Origin of the sequence: Bacillus sp. FSL P4-0248 (assembly GCF_038593305.1) — a bacterium.
Taxonomy (GTDB): Bacteria; Bacillota; Bacilli; order Bacillales; family Bacillaceae; genus Bacillus; species Bacillus safensis.
On the sequence record NZ_CP151983.1, the window covers coordinates 2,416,757 to 2,440,177 of the forward strand.

General features: G+C 42.3%; 21 protein-coding genes and 1 other annotated feature. Of the genes, 2 read left to right on the forward strand and 19 right to left on the reverse strand.

The window, feature by feature from the left end; translation table 11 throughout:
- Positions 1-9 precede the first annotated feature (9 nt).
- The 9 genes from mreD to NST65_RS12430 form a co-directional block, all read right to left on the reverse strand.
- Positions 10-528, reverse strand: coding sequence for a rod shape-determining protein MreD (gene mreD, locus NST65_RS12390; protein WP_061109422.1), 519 nt, complete (start codon positions 526-528; stop codon positions 10-12).
- Entirely contained in the window at positions 525-1,424 is a 900-nt protein-coding gene (mreC, locus tag NST65_RS12395; RefSeq protein WP_048239013.1) for a rod shape-determining protein MreC, read from the reverse strand. The genes mreD and mreC overlap by 4 nt, the downstream gene beginning before the upstream one ends.
- Before the next feature lie 27 nt (positions 1,425-1,451).
- Entirely contained in the window at positions 1,452-2,471 is a 1,020-nt protein-coding gene (locus NST65_RS12400) for a rod shape-determining protein (RefSeq protein ID WP_007501538.1), read from the reverse strand.
- 89 nt (positions 2,472-2,560) lie between these two features.
- Complete coding sequence (gene radC, locus NST65_RS12405) at positions 2,561-3,235, reverse strand: DNA repair protein RadC (RefSeq protein WP_034280738.1); 675 nt, start codon at positions 3,233-3,235, stop codon at positions 2,561-2,563.
- A gap of 47 nt (positions 3,236-3,282) precedes the next feature.
- Entirely contained in the window at positions 3,283-3,852 is a 570-nt protein-coding gene (locus NST65_RS12410) for a Maf family protein (protein WP_046311944.1), read from the reverse strand.
- A 177-nt stretch (positions 3,853-4,029) separates the two neighbouring features.
- Entirely contained in the window at positions 4,030-5,046 is a 1,017-nt protein-coding gene (locus tag NST65_RS12415) for an SPOR domain-containing protein (protein WP_255290963.1), read from the reverse strand.
- Between the two features lie 157 nt (positions 5,047-5,203).
- Positions 5,204-5,935: an A24 family peptidase gene (locus NST65_RS12420; RefSeq protein WP_098677007.1), complete on the reverse strand. Its 732-nt coding sequence runs from the start codon at positions 5,933-5,935 to the stop codon at positions 5,204-5,206.
- A gap of 147 nt (positions 5,936-6,082) precedes the next feature.
- Entirely contained in the window at positions 6,083-7,387 is a 1,305-nt protein-coding gene (locus NST65_RS12425; protein WP_101676811.1) for a folylpolyglutamate synthase/dihydrofolate synthase family protein, read from the reverse strand.
- 65 nt (positions 7,388-7,452) lie between these two features.
- Positions 7,453-10,095, reverse strand: coding sequence for a valine--tRNA ligase (locus NST65_RS12430; RefSeq protein WP_025092445.1), 2,643 nt, complete (start codon positions 10,093-10,095; stop codon positions 7,453-7,455).
- Positions 10,096-10,154: 59 nt separating this feature from the next.
- Positions 10,155-10,384 (reverse strand) — a binding site (T-box leader).
- Positions 10,385-10,552: 168 nt separating this feature from the next.
- Here NST65_RS12430 and NST65_RS12435 point away from each other — a divergent pair.
- On the forward strand, positions 10,553-10,741 hold the full coding sequence (locus NST65_RS12435; protein ID WP_003216497.1) for a hypothetical protein: 189 nt from the start codon (positions 10,553-10,555) through the stop codon (positions 10,739-10,741).
- A 51-nt stretch (positions 10,742-10,792) separates the two neighbouring features.
- Here NST65_RS12435 and ysxE read toward each other — a convergent pair whose 3' ends face one another.
- From ysxE to hemA, 8 genes are all read right to left on the reverse strand, one after another.
- Positions 10,793-11,824, reverse strand: coding sequence for a spore coat protein YsxE (gene ysxE, locus NST65_RS12440; RefSeq protein WP_111926387.1), 1,032 nt, complete (start codon positions 11,822-11,824; stop codon positions 10,793-10,795).
- Between the two features lie 37 nt (positions 11,825-11,861).
- Positions 11,862-13,199 carry a LysM peptidoglycan-binding domain-containing protein gene (locus NST65_RS12445; protein WP_111926385.1) on the reverse strand — a complete coding sequence of 446 codons (1,338 nt, stop codon included), beginning with the start codon at positions 13,197-13,199 and terminating at the stop codon, positions 11,862-11,864.
- A gap of 136 nt (positions 13,200-13,335) precedes the next feature.
- Complete coding sequence (gene hemL / locus NST65_RS12450; RefSeq protein ID WP_024427834.1) at positions 13,336-14,628, reverse strand: glutamate-1-semialdehyde 2,1-aminomutase; 1,293 nt, start codon at positions 14,626-14,628, stop codon at positions 13,336-13,338.
- A 27-nt stretch (positions 14,629-14,655) separates the two neighbouring features.
- A complete protein-coding gene (hemB, locus tag NST65_RS12455; protein ID WP_029706177.1) occupies positions 14,656-15,624 on the reverse strand; it encodes a porphobilinogen synthase in 969 nt (322 codons plus the stop codon).
- Positions 15,624-16,415 (reverse strand): uroporphyrinogen-III synthase, encoded by a 792-nt coding sequence (locus NST65_RS12460; protein WP_065214570.1) that lies wholly within the window; start codon positions 16,413-16,415, stop codon positions 15,624-15,626. Before NST65_RS12460 ends, hemB begins: the two co-directional genes overlap by 1 nt.
- The gene (hemC, locus tag NST65_RS12465) at positions 16,412-17,344 is read right to left on the reverse strand and encodes a hydroxymethylbilane synthase (RefSeq protein ID WP_025092449.1); all 933 of its coding nucleotides are present in this window, start codon (positions 17,342-17,344) and stop codon (positions 16,412-16,414) included. The genes NST65_RS12460 and hemC overlap by 4 nt, the downstream gene beginning before the upstream one ends.
- A gap of 37 nt (positions 17,345-17,381) precedes the next feature.
- Positions 17,382-18,212, reverse strand: a complete 831-nt coding sequence (locus tag NST65_RS12470) for a cytochrome c biogenesis protein (RefSeq protein ID WP_024423174.1) — start codon at positions 18,210-18,212, stop codon at positions 17,382-17,384.
- Positions 18,213-18,219: 7 nt separating this feature from the next.
- Positions 18,220-19,587, reverse strand: a complete 1,368-nt coding sequence (gene hemA, locus NST65_RS12475) for a glutamyl-tRNA reductase (RefSeq protein WP_034279810.1) — start codon at positions 19,585-19,587, stop codon at positions 18,220-18,222.
- A gap of 242 nt (positions 19,588-19,829) precedes the next feature.
- Between hemA and NST65_RS12480 the strand changes: the two genes are divergently transcribed.
- Positions 19,830-20,315, forward strand: coding sequence for a hypothetical protein (locus NST65_RS12480; protein WP_034279808.1), 486 nt, complete (start codon positions 19,830-19,832; stop codon positions 20,313-20,315).
- Between the two features lie 42 nt (positions 20,316-20,357).
- Here the strand turns inward: NST65_RS12480 and yihA are convergent, their stop codons facing one another.
- Both yihA and lon read right to left on the reverse strand, forming a co-directional pair.
- The gene (yihA, locus tag NST65_RS12485; protein ID WP_024423177.1) at positions 20,358-20,945 is read right to left on the reverse strand and encodes a ribosome biogenesis GTP-binding protein YihA/YsxC; all 588 of its coding nucleotides are present in this window, start codon (positions 20,943-20,945) and stop codon (positions 20,358-20,360) included.
- The gene (gene lon, locus NST65_RS12490) at positions 20,942-23,266 is read right to left on the reverse strand and encodes an endopeptidase La (RefSeq protein WP_070326433.1); all 2,325 of its coding nucleotides are present in this window, start codon (positions 23,264-23,266) and stop codon (positions 20,942-20,944) included. The genes yihA and lon overlap by 4 nt, the downstream gene beginning before the upstream one ends.
- Between the last annotated feature and the right edge of the window lie 155 nt (positions 23,267-23,421).

Genomic DNA, 23,421 nt, shown 5'->3' on the forward strand with positions numbered 1-23,421 from the left:
CTCCTGCTTTTATTCGTCGATCAGTTCTTGTTTCACATGGGTGAAAAAGAGCCTTAGCGGCACAACAAGTATGAGAGACGCAGCAGTATTTAAAAGAATCGTTGGAATAAAACGTTCGATGACATACGTATTAAACGGCATAATCCCTGGTTGAATTGTCGCTTGAACGCCGTATACATAAAACTCCATCACGGAAACAGCAATAATCGACAGAAAGACGACAACTAACATATTCGTTTGCAGAACTTTAAAGGCTTTTGCTAACAAATAGCAAAGCGCCCCAAAGCCAAACATATGAACACCAAGTATACCTGTATATGAAATATCATATAAAAGTCCAAAGATAAACCCGTAAATCACACCATATTTTTGATTCACAAAAGCAGTCATAAATACAAGTGCGAGTAAAATGAAATGAGGAGCTAAAATTTGATTCTCTGAAACAAATGGGAGCTTCACTAAATCAACAAAAATGCTGTCAAATACGAAGATAAACAACATGACGAAAGCAAGAAGGACACGTTTCACGAGCCTTCCTCCTTCGTCAATTCAGATGCATCTGCTGTACTTGTGCTGCGATTCACCACAATCACGCGGTCTAAATTGTTGAGTTCAGCCGCTGGTTCTACGTAAATGATCTTTGTCAGGCCGTAATGGTCTGGCTCAATTTCACTCACCTTACCAATCGTTAAGCCTTGCGGGAATACGCCCCCTGCTCCAGATGTTTCAACAAGATCTCCTTTTTTGACATCCCCATCTGCATCGGATTTCAGAATATTCATAGTCAGCATTTTTTTCTTGCTGTCATAACCGTTAATGATTCCATTGAGTTCTTCTTTGCCCTTTTTCGCAAAAATTTTCGTTGAAATTCTATTATTTTGGTCAGTAGAGCTTAGCAACCTTACAGTCGAAGTAAAATTGTTGAGCTTATCACTTTCAATTTTCCCAATTAACGCACCACTCTCATTTGTGACCGCCATATCTTTGTCCACGCCTTGTTTTTTCCCTTTATCAATCATCACAAAGCTATCCCAAAGAGATGGGTTTCTTGCGATAACAGTTGAGAGAATTGGCGTGTAGTCACGAATAGAGTTCACATAGCCAAGCTGTTTGCGAAGCTTTTTGTTCTCATCTTCTAGTTCTTGAAGTTTCGCCTCATATTGGGTTTGTCCATCAAGTTTTTTTCGAAGACGCTCGTTTTCATCATATGTGTTCTTTAAATCTTGTACGTTCCCATAAATACCGGCAATAAATTGTGATGGTTTATGAAAGACACCTTGAAAAAAGCCTGTCGTATCCCCCACTAATTTTTCCGGCCATGAAGCACCTCTGCCGCTTTTCACTGAAAAACCAATCATGGCCACCAGTACGATGACACAGACAAGGAGCAACATTAATCTTTTATTCATAAAAAACTGCGGCATGTCTTACACCTCTTTAATTACGACCGATTATCGATTATCTTTTGATTTTCCTTTGAACAAATGAATATGTTCTAGTGCTTTCCCTGTCCCGATTGCCACACAGTCAAGCGGGTCTTCTGCAATAATGACTGGCATTTTCGTTTCATCACTAATGACTTTGTCAAGATTACGAAGCAATGCACCGCCTCCTGTTAAAACAATTCCGCGGTCCATAATATCTGCTGCCAGCTCAGGCGGGGTTTTTTCAAGAGTCATTTTCACTGCATCGACAATTGTTTCCACCGTATCGCGAAGCGCTTTTGCAATCTCTTCTGCCGTAATAGAGATTGTTTTTGGCAGACCTGTTAAAAGGTCACGGCCGCGAATGTCCATCTCATCATGTACATCAGGCTGCGCAGAACCGATTTCCATTTTAATCGCTTCTGACGTACGATCACCGATCATTAGGTTATACGTTTTACGGATGTAGCTGCTAATCGCATCATCCATTTCATCTCCTGCCACGCGGATTGATTGTGATGTCACAATGCCGCCAAGAGAAATAATCGCTACCTCTGTTGTACCGCCGCCAATGTCCACAACCATACTTCCTGTTGGCTCCCATACAGGCAGGTTAGCACCAATTGCCGCAGCAAATGGCTCTTCAATCGGGTATGCGTCACGTGCACCAGCTTGTCTTGTTGCATCAATGACTGCACGCTCTTCTACAGCTGTAATACCAGATGGTACACATACCATGACGTAAGGTTTACGAGCAAAAAGCCCTTTGCCTTTTAATGCTTGATTAATGTAATATTTCATCATTGTTGCTGTCGTCTCGTAATCTGCAATGACTCCGTCTTTCATTGGGCGTAATGCCACAACATTACCAGGTGTACGGCCAATCATGTTTCTAGCATCATTTCCGACTGCCACTATAGACTTCGTATCAGTTTCCAAGGCTACGACCGAAGGTTCTCTCACAACAATGCCTTTTCCTTTAATAAAAACAAGCGTATTCGCTGTTCCAAGATCTATTCCAAGGTCTTTTGTACCAATTCCAAACATATGTATGTATCTTCCTTTCTTAAACCAAAATTCCCTTAGGGAAAAACTCATAAACTCTATTATATCGTAAAACATTGAAAAAAAAAGTGTTACAAATACCCTTTTTCCTTCAAACTCACAAATTTTTGATCACCTATGACAAGATGATCAAGCAGCTGTATTCCAATCAGCTTTCCACATTCAAAAAGTCGCTGTGTGACTTCAATATCTTCCCTGCTCGGCGTCGGGTCTCCAGATGGATGGTTGTGCACACATATAAATGAAGCAGCCGAACGTTTAAACGCCTCTTTGAAAATTTCACGCGGGTGAACGATGGATGAGTTCAAACTTCCAATAAACACAGTATGTTTATGAAGAACTTGATTTTTTGAATTGAGATAAAGACAAACGAAATTCTCCTGTTGTAAAAACCTCATATCTTCCATCACATATTTTGCCCCATCCTCTGGTGTGCGGATCACATAGCGGTTGTCCGTCGTTTGATGGTGTAATCTAGTGCCGAGTTCTAAAGCAGCTAATAGAGAGACCGCCTTCGCCTTTCCAACTCCTCGAATCTTCGACATTTCTTCAATTGAGGCTTCTCTTACAGAGCGAAGACCGCCAAATGTTTGCAGAAGTCTTGCAGAAATTTGGAGAACTGATTCCTTTTTTGTGCCTGTCCTTAAAAGAATCGCAACAAGTTCATGGTTTGACAGACTGCCGGGACCATATTTCATAAATCGTTCTCTCGGCTTTTCATCTTGAGGAAAATGCTTTAGCAACATAGGGAAATCGTTCATGATGCCCACTCCTTTTAGATTCCTTCCTGTCATCAAAAAGGGGTGATTCCAAATGTTTCGAGCACTCTAACTGTTTTGGCAATAGGGAGACCGACAACGGAAAAATAATCACCATCTATTTTTTGAACAAACAGTGCGCCTTTTCCTTGAATGCCATAGCTTCCCGCTTTATCAAGCGGTTCTCCCGTTTCGATATAGCGGTCTATTTCATTTTGCGCAAGTGTCCAAAACGTCACTTCTGTTTGTTCATAAAATGTTTCTTTTCTATTCTCTGACTGAATCGTGACACCCGTCAAGACTTGATGTGTCTTTCCTGACAATAATTGAAGCATTGAGGCCGCTTCTTCCTTGTCTTTTGGTTTCCCAAGACATTTGCCGTCAATTGCAACAATCGTATCTGCACCAATAATCACAGCTTCGGGATATAATCTTTGAATATCACTTGCTTTTTGTTCTGCCAACCATTGGACGTTCTCTGCAGGAGAAAAGTTTCGATTTATTTCTTCTTTTAATTGACTTGCTTGAATGTCATAAGAAAACCCTGCTAGATCAAGCAATTCTTTTCTTCTAGGGGATTGAGATGCGAGAATCAATTGGTTCATGTTTGTTCATCCTTTCAGGGTTTAGCCTAAGAAGTAAGATACCCATTCATCCTATCAAATGTACATCTTACCGACAATTTACGAAAATTCATTTTTCATGTTTCTTCATCATTATGTTGGATGCAAAAGAAAAAAACTAGTCATTTTTTGACTAGTTTGGTTTCTTAAAATATGATTTTACGTATTTAATTGATCAAGCAGTGCCTGCTGAGATTTCCACCCGTTTTCAGCAGTAGGTTCATTTAACAGCTGCACCGCTTTCAGCAAACTGCTTTTAGCTGGTGCGTCCGTTGTTTTGGCACTTTCAAGCTCAGAGATCAGCTGCGCAACGTCCTTTTGATCCACATCATCCCCTGCAATGACCTTAGAGGATAAAACAGATGCCTTTTCTATTAAACTAGTCAGCTCCTCCGGTACTTGAAATGAGAGCTCCTTGCCTCCCCACGCCTCAAAGTGCTGATCAATCAGCTTCTTCCCAACAGCGCTTGTCATGCCCTGTTCTGTCGCAAGCCCGGCAATAACATAATAGCCATCATCCATTGAGACCTTTTTCCCCGCGTATCCTGCTTCTTTTAAACTGCCAACTAATTCATCTGCTCCTTTTTCAGAGGAAAACTTTCCAGCCTGTACAACATATGTTGAAAAGCTGCCAGAGGCGCTTTTTTCATCTTTATTCTCTTTTGATTCATCAGCAGTATCTGCTGGCGGCGCATCCCCGCCCGCTTTCATCGATGATTGATTTCCGGATGCTGAAACGCTGATATCTCCCCCTGATGGATTCTGAGTACCATCTTGACTTAGGCTAAGTGCAAACACACCTAGGCCTGTCCCAAGAACCACTGCAAACACAATCGTTGTCATCACTCTCTTAAACGGGCCGCGGTTTTTACCGAACTTCTGATCAAAGGAGCCTTTTTTCTTTTGATAAGGTGTGACGACCTTTGGATCAGAATGATAAATATGATCAGCTGCATCATCCCACTGGAAATCTTCTTCTTTCGGTTTAGCCGGTTCTTCCTCGGAAGCAGCTGTCTCCAGTTCTGAATGCCTTTTTTCCTCCCAATTCGAAAACGTCACTTGATCATCCTCTTGTTGTTTTGGCGGCTGATGGTCATCTTCATGAAGCATTTCTTCTTTGCCATTAATATTGACTTTTAACCCTTGTTTTTTTGCCTGCCTTTTTTTCACTGTCATTCCCCGCTTTCTGACATTGTTTGTAAGAAAGACCTTTTTGTCCAATGAATCAGCGCGAATGTAACCCGTCCTTCTTTCTGTTTCACACTTTAACATAGCGGATAAAAAAAAGAACAAGACTTTTGTCGGCAGGGAAAAAAAGTGTTCGCCAATTTTTTCAACCGGTCGACCCGGTGAATGGGAGCATGACATGAGCTCCATAGAGATACAGCCAAAAAGAAAAAGAGATCGCAGGAACAAAGGGAAATGGCTCATCTAATCGAAAGGAAAAAACCTTCGCATAGACGATTCCAGCGATACACGAGAGGAAAAGAATGAGAAGGAATGGCTTGAATCCTAAGCAAAATGCAATTACTCCGAACAGCTTGACATCAGCTCCGCCCATGCTATTTGGCTTGAGACGATCTAAACTATAAAACAAGAGAAAGCAAAAAAGAAGCGAAGCCGCTCCTTCCCACCAAATAAGAAGAGGTTCAAGCGTGCGGTATATGACGAAAAGAGGGAAAAAGAAGAGAAACAGCTCGTTTGGCACCCTCATATAAAGGAGATCGCTCACGACAGCAATCACAAATAAACTACAAAGAATCACAAGAAAAAGACCTTCAAACGAAATACCAGCGATTCTATACATGAGCAAAAAAAGACTGCCTGACAGCAGCTCAATCAGTGGATATAGCAAAGACAGCCGAGTGCCGCAATATTTACAAGTCCCCCTCAATAATGCATACGAAACTAGCGGAATCATCTCGCGCAAGGAAAGCGGCTGTTTACAGGCTGTGCAGTGAGAACGAGGAAAAAGAATAGACCGCTTCAGTGGCAGCCTTTCACCAACTAGATGAAAGAACGACCCCATGGTGATGCCTGCAAGAAACACAAAAATGCCTATCATATATCGTGACCCCTTCCGAGAATAAGATAGACCGGATTTTACCACGACCGTATTCATTGAGCACATAGCGAAAATATGATTTTACTTCCCTTCTGCGTATCAAAAGAAAAAAACGCAAGAGGCATTGAAGCCATTTGCGTTTTTTTGTTACCCGATCATACGATTTCGTATATCTGAAATAAAATAAAGAGAGCCTGTCACAAGAATCACCGCTGAAGGATCATCACTTTTTTTCTGAATGAACTCAAGCACTGTACGAGGGTCATCATCATACGACTTTGCGTCTAAATGACTGCATACATAAAGCTTTTCAGCTGATTCGGCTCTTGGAAAATCAAATGAAACAAAATGGATAGAAGAACTAACGGCTTCAAGCTTTTGAATCATTTGCTTGTACGGCTTATCTTTTAAAGCACTAAAACATATATGCACCTGTTTACTAGAAAAATGAGCTTGCACAGTTTCAATTAAACGATCGATCCCTTCTTCATTATGAGCACCGTCTAAATACACTGGAGGATGATCTTTGACTTTTTCAAACCTTCCAGCCCAAACTGCCTGCCGAACGCCTTCATATATTTGCCCTTCTGTCACGCTAATATAGCCTTCTTGCTCCAGCCATTCAATGAGTAAAACAGCAAGGGAAGCATTTTGCCTTTGATGCGTTCCAATTAATCCTGTTTCAAGCTGAGGATACTGCCTTTTTGATGTGCGTAACGTGAATCGTTCACCTGTTTCTGTCGGCTGCTGCTCATCAAAGATACAAGTATCATGTAAGGAAATACATTCGGCATTCTTTTCTTTGGCTGTGTTTTGAATGACAGCAAGAGCTTCAGGCTGGTGAACTGCCGTGATCATCGGAATACCCTCTTTGATAATGCCTGCTTTTTCAGCTGCAATTTGTTCAAGTGTGTCACCTAAAATGGCCATATGATCATGACCAATCGACGTAATCGCTGTTAAGATAGGCACAGCAATATTTGTAGAATCAAGCCTTCCGCCAAGCCCTGTTTCCAAGAGGACAAAGTCTACTTGGTGCACATGAGCAAAATAAGCAAATGCACACGCTGTAATGATTTCAAATTCTGTTGCTGCGCCAAGCTCAGTTTGATCTAATTCATCAACAAAAGGCTTGATTTCATTCACCAAACTCAGCCATTCTTCATCCTCTATAGGCGCTCCGTTCACGCTGATTCTTTCATTGAACGTTAGTATAAATGGGGAGGTGAAAGTTCCGACCGAATAGCCGGCTGCCTGTAAAACAGAACGCGTAAACGCAATGGTTGATCCTTTACCATTTGTACCTGCAACATGTATTGCTTTTATGCTTTGTTCCGGATTTCCTAGTCTGTTCATCAGCCATTTCATTCGTTCAAGACCCGGTTTTACACCAAAGGCCAGTCTGCTGTGAATCCACTCAATCGCTTCATGATAGGTTGTAAACAATGTCATCTCTCATTTCATACGAAATTTTCAAAAAAGACGACTCCATTTCATTAGGAGCCGTCTTTTCAACCTTATGCTTTCAGCTCTTCAATACGCTTTTGAACAGCTTCGCGTTTTGCGACATAATCACGTTCTTTCGCACGCTCTTCTTCTACGACACTTTCAGGCGCTTTTTTCATAAAGCCTTCGTTGCCAAGCTTTTTCTGTACTCGTTCCACTTCTTTTGTCAGCTTATCAAGCTCTTTTTGCAGACGTGCAATTTCTTCATCCAAGTTGATTAAGCCTTCAAGCGGCAGAATGAGTTCTGCTCCAGAAATAACAGCCGTCATCGCTTTATCACTAGCTGGAACGTCTGTGCCAATTTCAAGAACACTTGGGTTCGTGAAGCGCTCAATATATGAACGATTTTTCTCTAAACGTTCCTGAACATCAGACGTAGATGCTTTAATGTAAAGCTCAACTTGTTTGCTCATTGGCGTGTTCACTTCACTGCGAATGTTACGAACAGAACGAATGAGTTCAACAAGCAGCTTCATATCAGCAGAAGCTTGTTCATTAGAAAGCTCCGGCTTCACTTCAGGCCATGCCGCTACAGTAATGGACTCACCTTCATGCGGCAGATGCTGCCAGATTTCTTCTGTTAAGAACGGCATAAACGGATGTAGAAGCCTCATCGTTTGATCTAATACATACGCAAGGATCGAACGAGTCGTTTTCTTCGCCGCTTCGTCTTCACCATAAAGCGGAAGTTTCGCCATTTCAATGTACCAATCACAGAAATCATCCCAAATGAAGTTGTATAAATGTCTGCCCACTTCACCGAATTCATACTTGTCAGCAAGCTGTGTGACACTTTCAATCGTTTCATTTAAGCGTGTTAAAATCCATTGATCAGCAACTGATTTTTCCCCTGATAAATCAAGCTCATCATACGTTAAACCATCCATATTCATTAAAGCAAAACGGGATGCGTTCCAAATTTTGTTCGCAAAGTTCCAAGTGGATTCAACCTTTTCAAAGCTAAAACGAAGATCCTGACCTGGTGAGCTTCCAGTCGCTAAGAAATATCTTAATGAATCCGCACCGTATTTGTCGATGACCTCCATTGGATCAATTCCGTTTCCGAGCGACTTACTCATTTTACGTCCTTGTTCGTCGCGGATGAGCCCATGAATGAGGACATCTTTAAACGGTTTTTCTCCTGTGAATTCAAGACCTTGGAAGATCATGCGGGATACCCAGAAGAAAATGATGTCATAGCCTGTTACAAGCAGATTGGTTGGGTAGTAGCGCTTGAAGTCTTCACTGTCTGCATCTGGCCAGCCCATTGTAGAAAACGGCCAAAGTGCTGAACTAAACCATGTATCAAGCACATCGTTATCCTGTTCCCAGTTCTCAATATCTTCTGGTGCTTCAAGACCAACGTATACTTCTTTCGTTTCTTTATGATACCAAGCCGGAATTCGGTGTCCCCACCATAGCTGACGAGAAATACACCAGTCACGGATATTTTCCATCCAATGTAAATATGTCTTCTCAAATCGATCTGGAACAAATTGAACTTGGTCGTCCCCTTTTTGCAGATGAATGGCTTCGTCTGCCAGCGGCTGCATTTTCACAAACCATTGTGTCGATAAATACGGTTCAACGACAGCTCCACTTCGCTCACTATGACCAACTGAATGCATGTGGTCTTCAATTTTGAACAAAATGCCTTCCTCTTGTAAATCCTTCACAAGCTGTTTGCGGCATTCGAAGCGGTCCATCCCTTTATATTGCAGTGCATTCGCATTCATTGTGCCATCTTCATTCATGACAAGAATACGCTCTAACCCATGGCGGTTTCCAAGCTCAAAGTCATTCGGGTCATGAGCAGGTGTAATTTTCACAGCACCTGAACCAAACTCCATATCGACATAGTCATCACCGACGATTGGGATTTCACGGCCTGTAATTGGTAAAACCACTGTTTTTCCAATCAAATGCTGATAGCGTTCGTCATCAGGGTGTACGGCTACGGCTGTATCCCCCAGCATAGTTTCAGGTCTTGTTGTCGCAATTTCAATTGAACCTGTTCCATCTGAAAGCGGATATCTCAAGTGATAAAACGCACCTTGAACATCCTTATAAATCACTTCAATATCAGAAAGTGCCGTTTTCGTTGCTGGATCCCAGTTAATGATGTACTCTCCGCGATAAATAAGCCCTTTTTCATACAATTGAACAAACACTTGGCGAACGGCTTTATTCAGGCCTTCATCTAAAGTAAAACGTTCACGGGAGTAATCGAGGCCAAGGCCCATTTTCGCCCACTGGCTCCGAATAAAATCTGCATATTCTTCTTTCCACTTCCACGTTTCTTCTACAAATTTCTCCCGGCCAAGGTCATACCGGCTTACGCCTTCTTCGCGAAGCTTTGCCTCGACTTTTGCTTGAGTCGCAATACCGGCATGGTCCATACCTGGAAGCCAAAGAACGTCATAGCCCTGCATCCGTTTCATACGTGTCACGATGTCTTGTAGTGTAGAATCCCATGCATGCCCAAGATGCAGTTTTCCTGTCACGTTTGGTGGAGGAATGACGACTGTATATGGATCTTTCGTTTTGTCATTTTGTGCTTCAAAGAATTTCCCTTCAAGCCAGTACGTATAGCGGTCTTTTTCAATCGCATTTGGATCGTACTTTGTTGGCATTTCTTGATTATTTGTTCCCATTTGTGTAACCTCCACATTTTTTCGGCTGATGAAACATAAAAAAAGCCTTTCCATCCTTATAAAAGGACGAAAAAGCTTTTTCGCGGTACCACCTTTTTTCACGAGACACATATACGTGTCCCATACACTCTAAAGGATAACGGGGTTCTCCCGAATTTCTCTACTTGTTCATTCAAGAAATTAAGCTCACAGGCGACCTTCCAAACAAGTACATCCTAGGAAACCTTTCAGCTCTTGGTTTCCCTCTCTTTAGGGTCTTGCTCGTACTCTTCCTGATCCACGCTTACGATATATCACGTTCATCAGCACATACTCATCTTTTATTAATATTACTAAATGCCTTTTGTTTTCGTCAATCATCTTTTCCGCTTTTCTTCTTCTTTATACAAATTGGGCAGGCACCCTTCGCCCTTTTGCCCATATGATAATAACAAAATGAAGAAGGAGGGCGTTTGATTTGAAGAAGATCAATCCTTACACACTTCCCCCCTGGCTGAGACAAATTCGGGCAGTTGCTTCCCAAGTCGTTCTCCCGATTGCTATATTTCAAGGATTTCGTACGATCATTTTCCCTACGACATTTGACGTCCTCATTCTAGGTATTCTTATTTTTCTCGCCTGTGCCTTTCACCTTGATTGGTTTTAAAAACTTATCATTATGTACCTGCCCATATAAAGCCAGCGCAGCATAACCTCGTCATTCCGCCGATGACGAGGCACTTTGTTCTTCTTCAAGCCGTCTAGCCTGCTCAATCTCGTGAATCTTCATGACAGTCGGCTCTGAATTTTTCATCTGCCAATACGCTCTTAACAGCTGCTGGCAGCTTTCCATTTCATCCTGTCCGCCTGCTTCATAGGCTTTTATCGTATCAAACAGACCTTGCGGATAAGCAAGGTAGCTTAAGAACAAATGCAGTTCTTCCTCCCGAAGAGGATTTCCTTTTTGATACGTATAAAACAAGGAAGTGCATTCAGGACAAGACGTGGGATAGGTTTTGAAAGTCCGAAAGTAAAAGGTCAGAAGATCATAAATGGGGGCGGCTTTTTTAGACCGCTCGAAATTAGTGAAATGTCCTGTCCCTACATCATTATACAAAAAGTGATGGATCGATAGCTGCCCATGATTTAGCACAACACGTGTTGTCTCTTTTTCTTTCATTTCTTCATGCCAATCTTCTAAACGTTCAAGCGCAAATTCACTGGCAGACATCGCCTCTGAAAAATACATAGCAGCGGCCAGCTCAAATGGCGACATATACCACGTTTGTTCTGCCCGCTCTATGAATCGTTCATACATGTCTTTCTCTGTTTCCCATTTGGTCTTGATTTGGGTGTAATGCGCTTCTATCTCTTGCTCTGTGATATCCATCATGACTTCAGTCCGCTTATGAAGTCTCGCAATCTCTTGAAATAAATATTCGTGCTTATCGTCCTGCTCTTCTCTCTTTTCATTCGTCAGCCACGGCATCAGATAGTATGCATAATGGCTTTCCCGATGACTTGAGAAAAAGGAACCGCTCTTCGTCCGATAAATCGGTACAAAGGAGCGATAGCCCTTTGATTCCAGTTCAAGCATTTGTTCTGTAAATTGCATATGCCGGCTGGCTTTTACTCGCTTTAGAGCAAATACACCCTGCTTTGTATACACCTTGATGACAGCAGGACTGACAGGTTCAATATATTCAGCCTCAAGCCCATATTCGTATAAGACAGATTGGATTTCATCCACGTTCACTCACCACATTTTCTCGGTCAGTCATCGTTTGCTATGCATTGCTTTTTTGATATTCAGGAATATAAAGAATCTGCCCTTCCTCAAGCTCCGCATCAATCGATAACGAGTTCGTGCGAAGAAGCTGCTGCACATTCAACTGATATCTCTCACAAATACGATCGACCGTATCTTCTTGCTGAACTATACATATTTTCATGCGAGAAAAATCTTCCTCCTCCTGCTTAGCGAACAGCTTTGTTAAATAAAGAGAGTTCTCACTGCCAGACGTTTCTCTCACGTCTTCTTCAAGTTCCTCTTCTTCTTGAGCTGACTCATATATTTTAGGTGATTCCCGTTCATATAACCGCCCGAGCTGATATTCATCATCTGTCGCCTCATGCTCAGGCTCCACTTGATCAGCAGGTGATTCAAAAGCCGGATACGACTGTACCGTTTCTTCCTGCTCTTCAGCAGCTTCCGGATCCTTTCTTACTTCCACTTCAAAGAACGGCTCTTCCCGCTCCTCTTCTTCTAATAGCTTTGGCGGTTCAAAAAATGGCGGTTCCTGCACCTGAGCTTCAGGAATAGATCGATAGCCAGACGCCACCGCTTCTTCTTGGTTATTAGGCTGTTCCAGCTCTTCTTGTTCTTCTAATTCTTCCGTTTCTTCGGGCGTTTCTTCGGGCGTTTCCGCTACCTCCCTCACCAGCTCTATCTTAATTTCTTCTTCCTCTTCTTGTTCTTCTTGTTCTTCTTGTTCTTCCTGTACTGCCTGTTCCTCTTGCTCCGCGCGCGTGTCATGTTGGAATACAGGCTGAATCTCATCATGCTCACGTTCTTCGCTTTGCAGCTCTTCTTGTTCTTCTTGTTCCGGCTGCAACTGATAATCGTAGGCCATATCGCCATAATCCTCTTCAGGACGATGGACAAATTCATATGGCTCCTCTACAGGCGCTTCAGGCGTTTCCTCGTCTAACAAGCCCTCAATGGCTAAATCAGCCTGAATGGTGAGCAAACGATTCTCTGTCAGCTGGTAATCAAACGCATCAATAAACACAAACACATCATTTAAATGACTAATTTTGTTCTTCGGAATGGTGATATCGACTGGAAATTGATGCAGAAGCTCCGCCGTTCCGTCTTCTCTGACCTTTACCTCATCTGCTTCCCTGTATGTTGGAAAGGAACTCAATTCACCCAATAGCTCCTCTTGATTTATGTTGTATTCTCCTGTTAGCTCGAGTGAACCTCTAATGGAAACATAATCATTCACTTCTTGAACGAGAATGTCAGGGTCGAGAGAAATTGACAGCAGCTCACTGACTTCCTGTCCGCTTTTGAAATAAATGGATTCTTCTACCGAAAACTGTAATCGATTGTTTTGAGACAAGTCGGTGTCCTCCTTTCATCTAATCCTTAAAAAATAAAATTAGATGTCAATACAGTTGTATGAGGGAAGAAGTGAAAATATGATTGGTTTTCTCCAATGCAAAAAAGCCGATATGTCCCCATATCGGCCTTTTGTTTTATCGACGTAGTTTTTGAAAAACCTTTTCCACTGTCTCAATCGTATATTCGATGTCTTCATCTGTATGAGCTGTTGACAGGAATAGTCCTTCAAATTGAGAAGGCGGGAGGAAAATGCCGTGATCGGCCATTTCCTTGTAAAATTCAGCGAATAAAGCAAGATCAGCTGTTTTCGCTTTGTCATAATTGATCACTTCTTCATTTGTAAAGAAGAATCCGATCATGGAACCCGCACGGTTAAACGTTAATGGAATTCCGTATGCTTTTGCTGCTTTCGAAATACCTTCTTCTAAACGGTCACCTTTTCGTTTAAACTCTTCATAAGACTCAGGTGTCAGCTGTTTTAGGGTTTCTAAGCCTGCTGTCATCGCAAGAGGGTTACCAGATAACGTTCCTGCTTGATAAATTGGACCACTTGGCGCAATTTGTCTCATAATATCCGCTCTTCCGCCATAAGCACCGACCGGAAGACCGCCGCCAATGACTTTACCAAGGCACGTCAGATCAGGTGTGATGCCAAAATAGCCTTGCGCGCAGTGATAATCCACGCGGAAGCCTGTCATGACCTCATCAAAAATAAGTAATGATCCATATTGCTCCGTGATGTCTCTCAGTCCTTGCAAGAAACCTTCTTGCGGAGGGACAACCCCCATATTTCCTGCAACCGGTTCTACAATGACACCCGCGATATCGTCTCCAAATTCTTGAAAAGCAACTTGAATGCTTTCTAAATCATTGTACGGTACTGTGATTGTGTTGCTTGCAGTCCCTTCAGGAACACCAGGACTATCCGGCAGTCCAAGCGTCGCCACTCCAGAACCCGCTTTGATGAGCAAAGAATCACCGTGGCCATGATAGCAGCCTTCAAATTTCACAATTTTATTTCTGCCTGTAAAACCGCGAGCTAGACGAAGTGCACTCATCGTCGCCTCTGTACCAGAGCTGACCATACGAATAACTTCGATGGAAGGAACCCGTTCTGATACAAGTTTAGCTAATTCATTTTCAACTAACGTAGAAGCACCGAAGCTTGTCCCATTTTCCGCTACTCGCTGAATGCTTTCAACAACACGGTCATTCGTATGTCCTAAAATAAGCGGTCCCCATGATAAGACATAATCGATGTATTCATTTCCATCAATATCATAGATCTTGGCGCCTTTGCCTCGTTCCATAAAAATCGGGTCTGTGTTGACTGATTTAAATGCACGCACAGGGCTGTTGACACCACCAGGCATTAATTGCTGTGCTTCTTCAAATGCTTGCTTTGATTTTTCATAGCTACGTCCCATTTCAACGTCCTCCTGTCTATCCGTTCTTTATTCTGAGAGCCATTTTGCTGCATCTTTTGCATGATACGTAATGATGAGTTCTGCTCCTGCACGTTTCATGCTTGTCAGCATTTCAAGAACAAGCTCTTTTTCAGAAATCCAGCCATTTTGAGCGGCGGCTTTCACCATCGCATACTCTCCGCTCACATTATAAGCAACAACAGGGAGTGTAAATTCATTTTTCACATCACGCATAATGTCTAAGTAAGAAAGAGATGGTTTGACAATCAAGAAGTCAGCTCCCTCTTCTACATCAGATTGCGCTTCTCTTAGAGCCTCTAAACGGTTTGCAGGGTCCATTTGATATGTTTTACGATCTCCAAACTGCGGTGTACTATGTGCCGCATCACGGAACGGACCGTAAAAAGCACTTGCATATTTCACCGCATATGACATGACAGGTACATGAATAAAGCCTGCTTCATCAAGTGCCTCACGAATGGCAACAACAAATCCGTCCATCATATTTGAAGGCGCGATGATATCTGCACCTGCACGCGCTTGGCTGACAGCAGTTTTCGCTAATAGCTGAAGAGATTCATCATTTAAAATTTCTCCATCTTCAACGATTCCGCAATGTCCGTGATCTGTATATTGGCATAAGCAAGTGTCTGCAATGACCACGAGCTCTGGGAAATGCTTTTTGATCTCAAGCGTTGCCCTTTGAACAATGCCATGATCGTGATACGCCTCACTGCCTACATGATCTTTATGATCCGGCACACCAAATACAATGATCGATTTGATACCAAGATCAACAAGCTCTTGAACTTCTTCTTTCACCAGGTCTACAGAAATGTGATATACACCCGGCATTGAAGAGACTTCTTTTCGTACATTTTCTCCCTCTACAAAAAAGATCGGGTAAATGAAATCAGATGGTCTTAAAAAGGTTTCTCTGACTAATTCTCTCATTCCTGCGCTTGTCCGCAATCTGCGGTGTCTGTTAAATTTCATCAATGGTTCAACTTCCTTTCAGATAAACGGCACATTAAATCTAGCATTCCGTCTATCGTATAAGTATCTGGGGTTTCAGAAGAAATCCCGTATTGAAGCAGTGCCTCTTTTGTCAGAGGACCGATCGTCACAAAACAGGTGTCAGATGCAGCCAGCATCGTTGCGTCTGGTTCCATCACATGCATAAAAGAATGAACAGTGGATGAGCTCGTAAATGTAATAAAATCAAATGATTGCTTTGTCATTGCTGATTTGAGAGCAACAATTCCTTCCTCATCCTTGACTGTTTCATATAAAATCCATTCTTTTACCTCTATGCCGAGCGGAATGAGGGTCTCTTTCACCACATCTCGTGACAGATGCCCTTTTGCTACAAACACACGCTCTCCTGGGCGTACATGATCAAGTAATGCATCTGCCAGCTCTTCCGCTATAAATCGTTCTGGCACCACATCCACCTTCAGGCCGTGTTGCTCAAGATAGGCAGAGGTTTTCTCGCCTACAGCAGCGACTTTCAAATGGGTTAAGCTCTTATGTAAATGATGGTCTTTTATGTAATTCAGAAAAAAAGACGCACCATTCACACTCGTGAAAACAAGCCATTGGCTATTTTGTAAGTCCTTTAAAAAGGCCTGCGCTTTTTCTTTTGTGAGCGTAGGCTCAAACCGAATAAGAGAGGTTAAAACCGCATGGCCGTTCAGCGCTTCGATCTTTTGCTGAAACACGCCCGCTTGACGTTCATTTCGAGTGACAAGCACCGTCTGTCCGTGAAGCGATTTGCCTATGCTCATTGAGACAGATCCTTTTTCACCTTGTCGATCAAATCCTTTGCTCCCTTATCGGCCATCTGCTTCGCACACGCTGTTCCTATGGCTTCAGGGTCAGTGCCTGTGACGGTTTCTCGAATAATCGTGTGCCCATCAGCAGATGCAACAAGACCTGTTAGTTCAATTTCATGATGCTCATTCATCGTTGCATAGCCGGCGATCGGCACCTGACAGCTTCCATCCATTTGTTTGAGGAAGGCTCTTTCTGCGAGGACCGTTTTCTTCGTATATTCATTCGTAAATTGGGCGAGAAGCTTAAGCAGCTCTTCATCATCCCCGCGGCACTCAATCGACAGCGCGCCTTGTCCAACGGCAGGAAGGCACGTCTCAGGAGATAAGAATTCCGACACGACCTCTTTGCTCCATCCCATTCTAGACAGACCGGCGGCCGCTAGAATAATGGCATCATACTCTTCATTTTTCAGCTTTTCCAATCTTGTATCAATGTTTCCTCGAATCCATTTAATCTCAAGATCTGGTCTCTCCTGAAGAAGCTGGGCGCTGCGCCGTAAGCTGCTCGTTCCCACAATTGCGCCCTTAGGCAGTTCGCTGAGACTCAGATGATCCTTCGAAATAAGTGCATCCCGCACATCTTCACGCTCAGGAATACAGCCAATCACTAAACCTTCCGGAAGAGCAGCCGGCATATCCTTCATGCTGTGCACCGCCATATCGATGTCATGATTCAGCATCGCCTGCTCGATCTCTTTAACAAACAGTCCTTTTCCGCCAACCTTAGATAAGGTCACATCTAAAATTTGATCACCCTTAGTCACAATTTCTTTTATTTCAAAAGAATAAGAAGGGTTTAGTTCAGACAGCTTTTGAATGACCCATTTTGTTTGTGTAATTGCCAGCTTACTTCGTCTAGAACCTACTTTAATTGTACGCAATACGTCTTCCTCCCGACAATGCCTTTAAGACTCATCATTATTGAAACCAATGAAAGGTTGATAAGCTACCAAGCAGAAAATAATTGATCATCAGCACAAGAAATGAAGCGACATTCCATAGTGCCACGATTTTGCCCTGCATATTTCTCACCAATCTGATATATAAGTAAAAGCCGTATAAAAACAGCATAATAAACGAACCAAGCACCTTTGCATCTGTCCAGTACAACGTATCATACGAAATATATGCCCAAATGATGCCAAGAATTAAACTAAGCAAGAGCATTGGCACACCAATAATGTTTAATACGTACGCCATATGATCGAGCTTTGATAAGTCTTCAATTCTCAGAAGCCATTTTCCCCATTTTTTCTTTTTCAGTAAACGATATTGAAAGAGATAAAGCAGTGAAAACGCAAATGAAAGTGAAAAGGCACCGTAGGATAAAATCGCCATCGTAATATGAATCACGAGCAGTTCACTCGTGAGCTTCCCCGTTAGTTCTGCTGAATGGAGGTCAGATGGTGTAAAGGTGTGAATCGCCATCATGGAAAAACCGATCACATTTGTAAAAAAGACAATAAATTCAACGCGCAATACCTTTGTGAGGACAAGAGAAAGTGTCACAAGCACCCACGTATAAAAATATAACCCCTCTGCTACATTCAACACAGGGAATCGGTCTGTTTCCATCATAATATAGAACATGTAGACTGTTTGCAGCAGCCAGACAATAGAAAGCAACCAGAAAGCCATTTTTCCAGCCTTCCGGTTGTGTTGAAGAAAATCTATGAAATAGAACAAGACACTTAGTGCATAGATTAAGATCGTCGCTTCATTGAGTCTCGCTACAATGGATTCCATCATCGCTTAATCACTCACTGGCAACTGTAGCAAAGCCTTGTGCCATATTTGGTTTGAACAGCTGAAATGATCCTTGCTCCACCTGTGCAGATTCGACCTTTTGCTCTTCATCTTCAACCTGTAAATCAAAGATTTCTTTAAAGAGTAAAAGCTTTTCCTCTGCATTCGGCTCCGCGGCAATTTCTTTTGCCTTTAAGATAGGATCTTTCAGCATTTGGTTGATGATGCTTTTCGTATGTTTATTTAACAGCTTCATTTCACGGTTTGTGAGGTTTGGAAGCTTCCGCTCAATACTCTGCATCGTATCGGCTTGAATTGTAAGTGCCTTTTCTCTAAGGGCAGAAATGACCGGAACAACACCTAACGTATTCAGCCATTGCTTAAATTCCACAATTTCTGCTTCAATCAGAAGCTCAACCTGCTCAGCCACTGCACGGCGCTCTTTTAAGTTGGCAGCCACGATGCCTTCAAGGTCATCAATGTCATACAAAAAAGCACCTTCTACTTCAGAAATAGCTGGATCTAAATCACGGGGTACAGCAATATCCACCATAAATAGAGGTCTGCCCTTCCGTTTTTTATTCGCACTTTCGACCATTTCTTTTGTAATGACAAATTGTTTCGCACCCGTTGAGCTGATTAAAATGTCCGCTTCGGATAATGTTTTTTCTAATTGGTTTAAGCTCTTAGGCTCTCCTGAAAAACGACCGGCCAATTCCTTTGCTTTTTCAAACGTTCGATTGATGACCGTTACTTGGCCGATTCCTTGACCTTGAAGGTTTTGAGCCGCCAGTTCGCCCATTTTGCCCGCACCAAGAATCAGGACATGCTTATCAGAAAGACGTCCAAAGATTTTTTTGGCAAGCTCAACAGCTGCATAGCTGACAGATACGGCGTTAGACGCAATATCTGTTTCCGCATGAGAGCGTTTTGCAACGGTTACCGCCTGTTTAAATAAATAATTGAAAACGGTACCAATGGTCTTCTCCTCTTGAGCTACTTTAAAGCTGGAGCGTACTTGACCGAGTATTTGCGTTTCACCAATGACCATGGAATCAAGTCCACAGGCCACACGGAATAAATGCTCAACCGCTCCATCGTTTTCATAGAACTTCAAATATGGAGAGACATCTTCCTTTTCTAAACCGAACCAATCGGCTAAAAATCTTTTTATATAAAACCGTCCAGTATGAAGCTGATCTACTACTGCGTAGATCTCTGTTCGATTACATGTTGAGATGACGATATTCTCTAGAATGCTTTTTTCTTCTTTAAGCTTGGACATCGCTGTTCCGAGCTCACTCGGTTCAAAGCTCAGCTGTTCCCGTATCTCAACAGGGGCTGTTTTATAATCTAAACCCACAACAAGAATATGCATAACTTCAGCTTGCACCCCCAACGCCCTGTCTAATTTATAATAATTACAATATAGAATTTATTATTTATAATGATTATAACATATATTCATTTTTAACTGGATAAAAATTGTGAACAGATTTCAAAAATGTTGTGATATAGTAGAAAAATGTTCGACACTGTTTATGCCATATCATCACTTCAAGCAATTTACCAGATTTGGCGCGTGCGGACAAATGATCTGCTTAAAAGAAGGTGACATCTTTGAAGAAGAAATCCATTTTGCTGCCGCTTACTTTACTGGCTGTAGCGCTATATGCCATTCTCTCAGGAGGTCAATTTGACATTTGGAAGGATCAAGAGAAATGGTATACACTTGTACTGCTTTTTGGTCTCGCTTTTTTATATCAAGGAAAGAAGGAGCAAGAAAGCGCTCATGTGTTTATCGGTATGCTTATGACAGGCCTTTCGCTACACTTTATTCTTCAGCCTAAATTGGACCACTGGCCAGACACATTTACAATGATTGTGTTCATCGTAGGACTTGCACTCTTTGTGAAATCATCTCAGAAAAAAGAATATCGTATTGAAAGTGTTGTGCTGATCGCACTCGGTCTGTTCCTTTATTTCTTTCAGCAAATTACAAAACAGCTAAGTTCCCTTTCGATTCCTACTTCTGGCTTTGAATTGTACTGGCCTTATGTACTGATTGCTGTCAGTCTCCTCTTATTATTTTTAAAAAGGAAATAACTTATACAATAAAAAAGCATCTGCTCATGGCAGATGCTTTTTTTAGCCGTTTACTTTCGCAAGGATCGCATTCCAGGCTTCGTCTTTTCCCTTTTTTGTTTCAGAAGAGAATAAGATGAGTTCATCTGATGGGTCAATGTCTAGCGTCTGTTTGACGACTTTCGCATGTTTTTCCCATTTGCCTTTTGGAATTTTATCCGCTTTTGTTGCGATGACGATCACGGGAACTCCGTAATATTTAAGGAATTCATACATGTTCACATCGTCTACTGATGGCTTATGGCGCAGATCCACAATTTGGACAACTGCTTTTAATTCTTCACGCATTGTAATATACGTTTCGATCATTCTACCCCAGGCTTCGCGCTCTGTTTTTGATACTTTGGCAAAACCGTAGCCCGGAACGTCCACAAAATGGAGCATATCATTAATAATGTAGAAATTAAGCGTCTGTGTCTTACCTGGTTTAGAAGACGTACGCGCTAAATTTTTACGATTAATCAATGAGTTGATGAACGAGGATTTTCCAACATTTGATCGTCCAGCAAGCGCGATTTCAGGCAGCCCGCCGCTCGGGTACTGCTCTGGTTTCACCGCACTAATGACGATATCTGATTTTGTTACTTTCATCTTCCCTCTCCTACCAACGCTTTCTCAAGCACCTCATCTAAATGTGAGACCGGAATAAAGGTTAGTCCTTCTCTCACACTTTCAGGAATATCATCAATATCCTTCTCATTGTCCTTTGGAAGAATAATGGTTTTCAATCCTGCACGATGTGCGCCTAATGCTTTTTCTTTTAGTCCGCCAATCGGAAGCACTCTTCCTCTTAACGTTATCTCTCCTGTCATACCAACCTCTTTTGACACAGGACGTCCTGTGAGTGCTGATACAAGAGCCGTCGCAATGGTGATACCAGCTGATGGCCCGTCCTTTGGAACCGCACCCTCTGGAACATGGATATGAATATCGTGCTTTTCATTAAAATTAGGATCAATGTTCAGTTCATCTGCTTTGGATCGAATATAACTGAATGCCGCCTGTGCAGATTCTCTCATGACATCACCAAGCTTACCTGTTAACAAGAGCTTGCCTTTACCAGGCGAGAGTGATACCTCAATTGATAAAGTGTCTCCGCCAACAGTCGTATACGCAAGTCCTGTGACAACCCCCACTTGGTCTGTCGTTTCAGCCTGACCATAACGGTAAAGTCTTTTTCCGAGAAATTCAGATAAGTTCTTTTCCGTCACTGTGATGCGTTTGCGGTCTTCAGCCACAATCGCTTTTGCTGCTTTTCGGCAAATGGACGCAAGCTGACGCTCTAATCCACGAACACCCGCTTCTCTTGTGTAATAGCGAATCGTATCATAAATCGCGGCTTCACGAAGCTGCAAGTTCCCTTTCTTTAATCCGTGCTCCTTTAGCTGCTTCGGCAGAAGATGGTCTTTCACAATCTCTGCTTTTTCAACCTCTGTATACCCTGCAATCGTGATAATCTCCATTCTATCACGAAGTGGACCTGGAATGGTTGCTAAATTGTTGGCAGTGGCAATAAATAACACCTGCGATAAATCAAATGTCTCTTCAATATAGTGGTCGCTAAAGTTGTGATTTTGCTCAGGGTCCAGCACTTCAAGCATCGCAGAGGACGGATCACCTCTAAAATCAGAGGACATCTTATCGATTTCATCTAAAAGAAACACTGGATTCATAGTGCCTGCCTTACTCATCCCGCGAATGATACGGCCTGGCATCGCCCCTACATACGTTCTTCTATGTCCACGAATCTCAGATTCATCTCGCACACCGCCAAGAGAGATGCGGATAAACTTTCGGTCAAGTGATTTAGCAATCGATTTGGCAAGTGACGTTTTCCCTACCCCAGGAGGTCCTGCTAAGCAAAGAATCGGTCCTTTTAATGAATTGGTCAGCTTCTGTACAGCAAGGTATTCAAGCACACGTTCTTTGACTTTCTCCAGCCCATGATGCTCATCATCTAAAATTTCACTTGCAAGTTTTAAATCTAGACGATCTTCTGTATAAATGCCCCATGGAAGATTGATCAGCCAATCAATATAATTTCGAATGACAGAGCTCTCCGCAGAGCTTGAAGGAATTTTTTCATAACGGTTCAATTCTTTTAACGCCGTTTCACGAACAGAATCCGGCATGCTGGACTCTTCAATTTTAGACATTAATGAACTGACTTCGCCTGTTTTTCCTTCCTTGTCTCCAAGCTCCTTTTGAATGGCTTTCATTTGTTCACGCAAATAATATTCTTTTTGAGTTCGTTCCATTGAACGTTTGACGCGCTGTCCAATTTTCTTTTCAATTTCCAGCACTTCTTTTTCATTGTGGATTAAGCTGATGACGCGATTCAGACGTTTTTTGACATCCACTGTTTCCAGCACTTCTTGCTTGTCCTTTAACTTGAGCGGCAGGTGAGAAGCGACGATATCTGCCATTCTCCCCGGTTCTTCAATATCCGTCACCGTTGCATATGTTTCAGCTGAGATTTTTTTTGAAATTTTTATGTACTGATCAAAGTGATCTAACAAAGTGCGCATGAGTGCTTCTGCTTCTGCGTCTTTTAATTCTTCTTCTGCCAATTCTTTAATATCGACGGACGTATAGTCCTCAAGCTCCACGTATGATTCGATCTGCGCTCGATTTAAGCCTTCAACGAGTACACGAATCGTTCCATTCGGCAGCTTCAGCATTTGTTTGATTTTTGTGTAGGTGCCGACTTTGAAAATTTCCTCTTCACCTGGTTCATCTATTGAAATTTCCCGCTGCGTTGCTAGAAAAATCATATGATCGTTCATCATCGCCTGTTCTAAAGCTTGAACAGACTTCTCGCGTCCAACGTCCAAATGCAAGACCATTGTTGGATAAACAAGCAAGCCTCGCAGTGGAAGGAGCGGAACATTCTTTTTGATTTCATCTGCCATGTTGATTGACACCTCCGTCACTAGTATGAATCATTATAATATACCTGTTTCAGTCTTGTACAATGTAAAAGACTTGAGAAATGATGATCTTACCGTAGTATACCCTTTCTTTTTATCTTGAAAAAGAAAAAAAGATCTATTTCACTAAAAAATCC

Excerpts from the sequence above, each read along its gene's own strand:
- mreC (WP_048239013.1), bottom strand. The coding sequence starts at position 1,424 with ATGCCGCAGTTTTTTATGAATAAAAGATTAATGTTGCTCCTTGTCTGT.
- NST65_RS12400 (WP_007501538.1), bottom strand. The coding sequence starts at position 2,471 with ATGTTTGGAATTGGTACAAAAGACCTTGGAATAGATCTTGGAACAGCG.
- radC (WP_034280738.1), bottom strand. The coding sequence starts at position 3,235 with ATGTTGCTAAAGCATTTTCCTCAAGATGAAAAGCCGAGAGAACGATTT.
- NST65_RS12410 (WP_046311944.1), bottom strand. The coding sequence starts at position 3,852 with ATGAACCAATTGATTCTCGCATCTCAATCCCCTAGAAGAAAAGAATTG.
- NST65_RS12415 (WP_255290963.1), bottom strand. The coding sequence starts at position 5,046 with ATGACAGTGAAAAAAAGGCAGGCAAAAAAACAAGGGTTAAAAGTCAAT.
- NST65_RS12420 (WP_098677007.1), bottom strand. The coding sequence starts at position 5,935 with ATGATAGGCATTTTTGTGTTTCTTGCAGGCATCACCATGGGGTCGTTC.
- NST65_RS12425 (WP_101676811.1), bottom strand. The coding sequence starts at position 7,387 with ATGACATTGTTTACAACCTATCATGAAGCGATTGAGTGGATTCACAGC.
- NST65_RS12430 (WP_025092445.1), bottom strand. The coding sequence starts at position 10,095 with ATGGGAACAAATAATCAAGAAATGCCAACAAAGTACGATCCAAATGCG.
- hemL (WP_024427834.1), bottom strand. The coding sequence starts at position 14,628 with ATGGGACGTAGCTATGAAAAATCAAAGCAAGCATTTGAAGAAGCACAG.
- hemB (WP_029706177.1), bottom strand. The coding sequence starts at position 15,624 with ATGAAATTTAACAGACACCGCAGATTGCGGACAAGCGCAGGAATGAGA.
- NST65_RS12460 (WP_065214570.1), bottom strand. The coding sequence starts at position 16,415 with ATGAGCATAGGCAAATCGCTTCACGGACAGACGGTGCTTGTCACTCGA.
- NST65_RS12470 (WP_024423174.1), bottom strand. The coding sequence starts at position 18,212 with ATGATGGAATCCATTGTAGCGAGACTCAATGAAGCGACGATCTTAATC.
- hemA (WP_034279810.1), bottom strand. The coding sequence starts at position 19,587 with ATGCATATTCTTGTTGTGGGTTTAGATTATAAAACAGCCCCTGTTGAG.
- yihA (WP_024423177.1), bottom strand. The coding sequence starts at position 20,945 with ATGAAAGTAACAAAATCAGATATCGTCATTAGTGCGGTGAAACCAGAG.
- lon (WP_070326433.1), bottom strand. The coding sequence starts at position 23,266 with ATGGCAGATGAAATCAAAAAGAATGTTCCGCTCCTTCCACTGCGAGGC.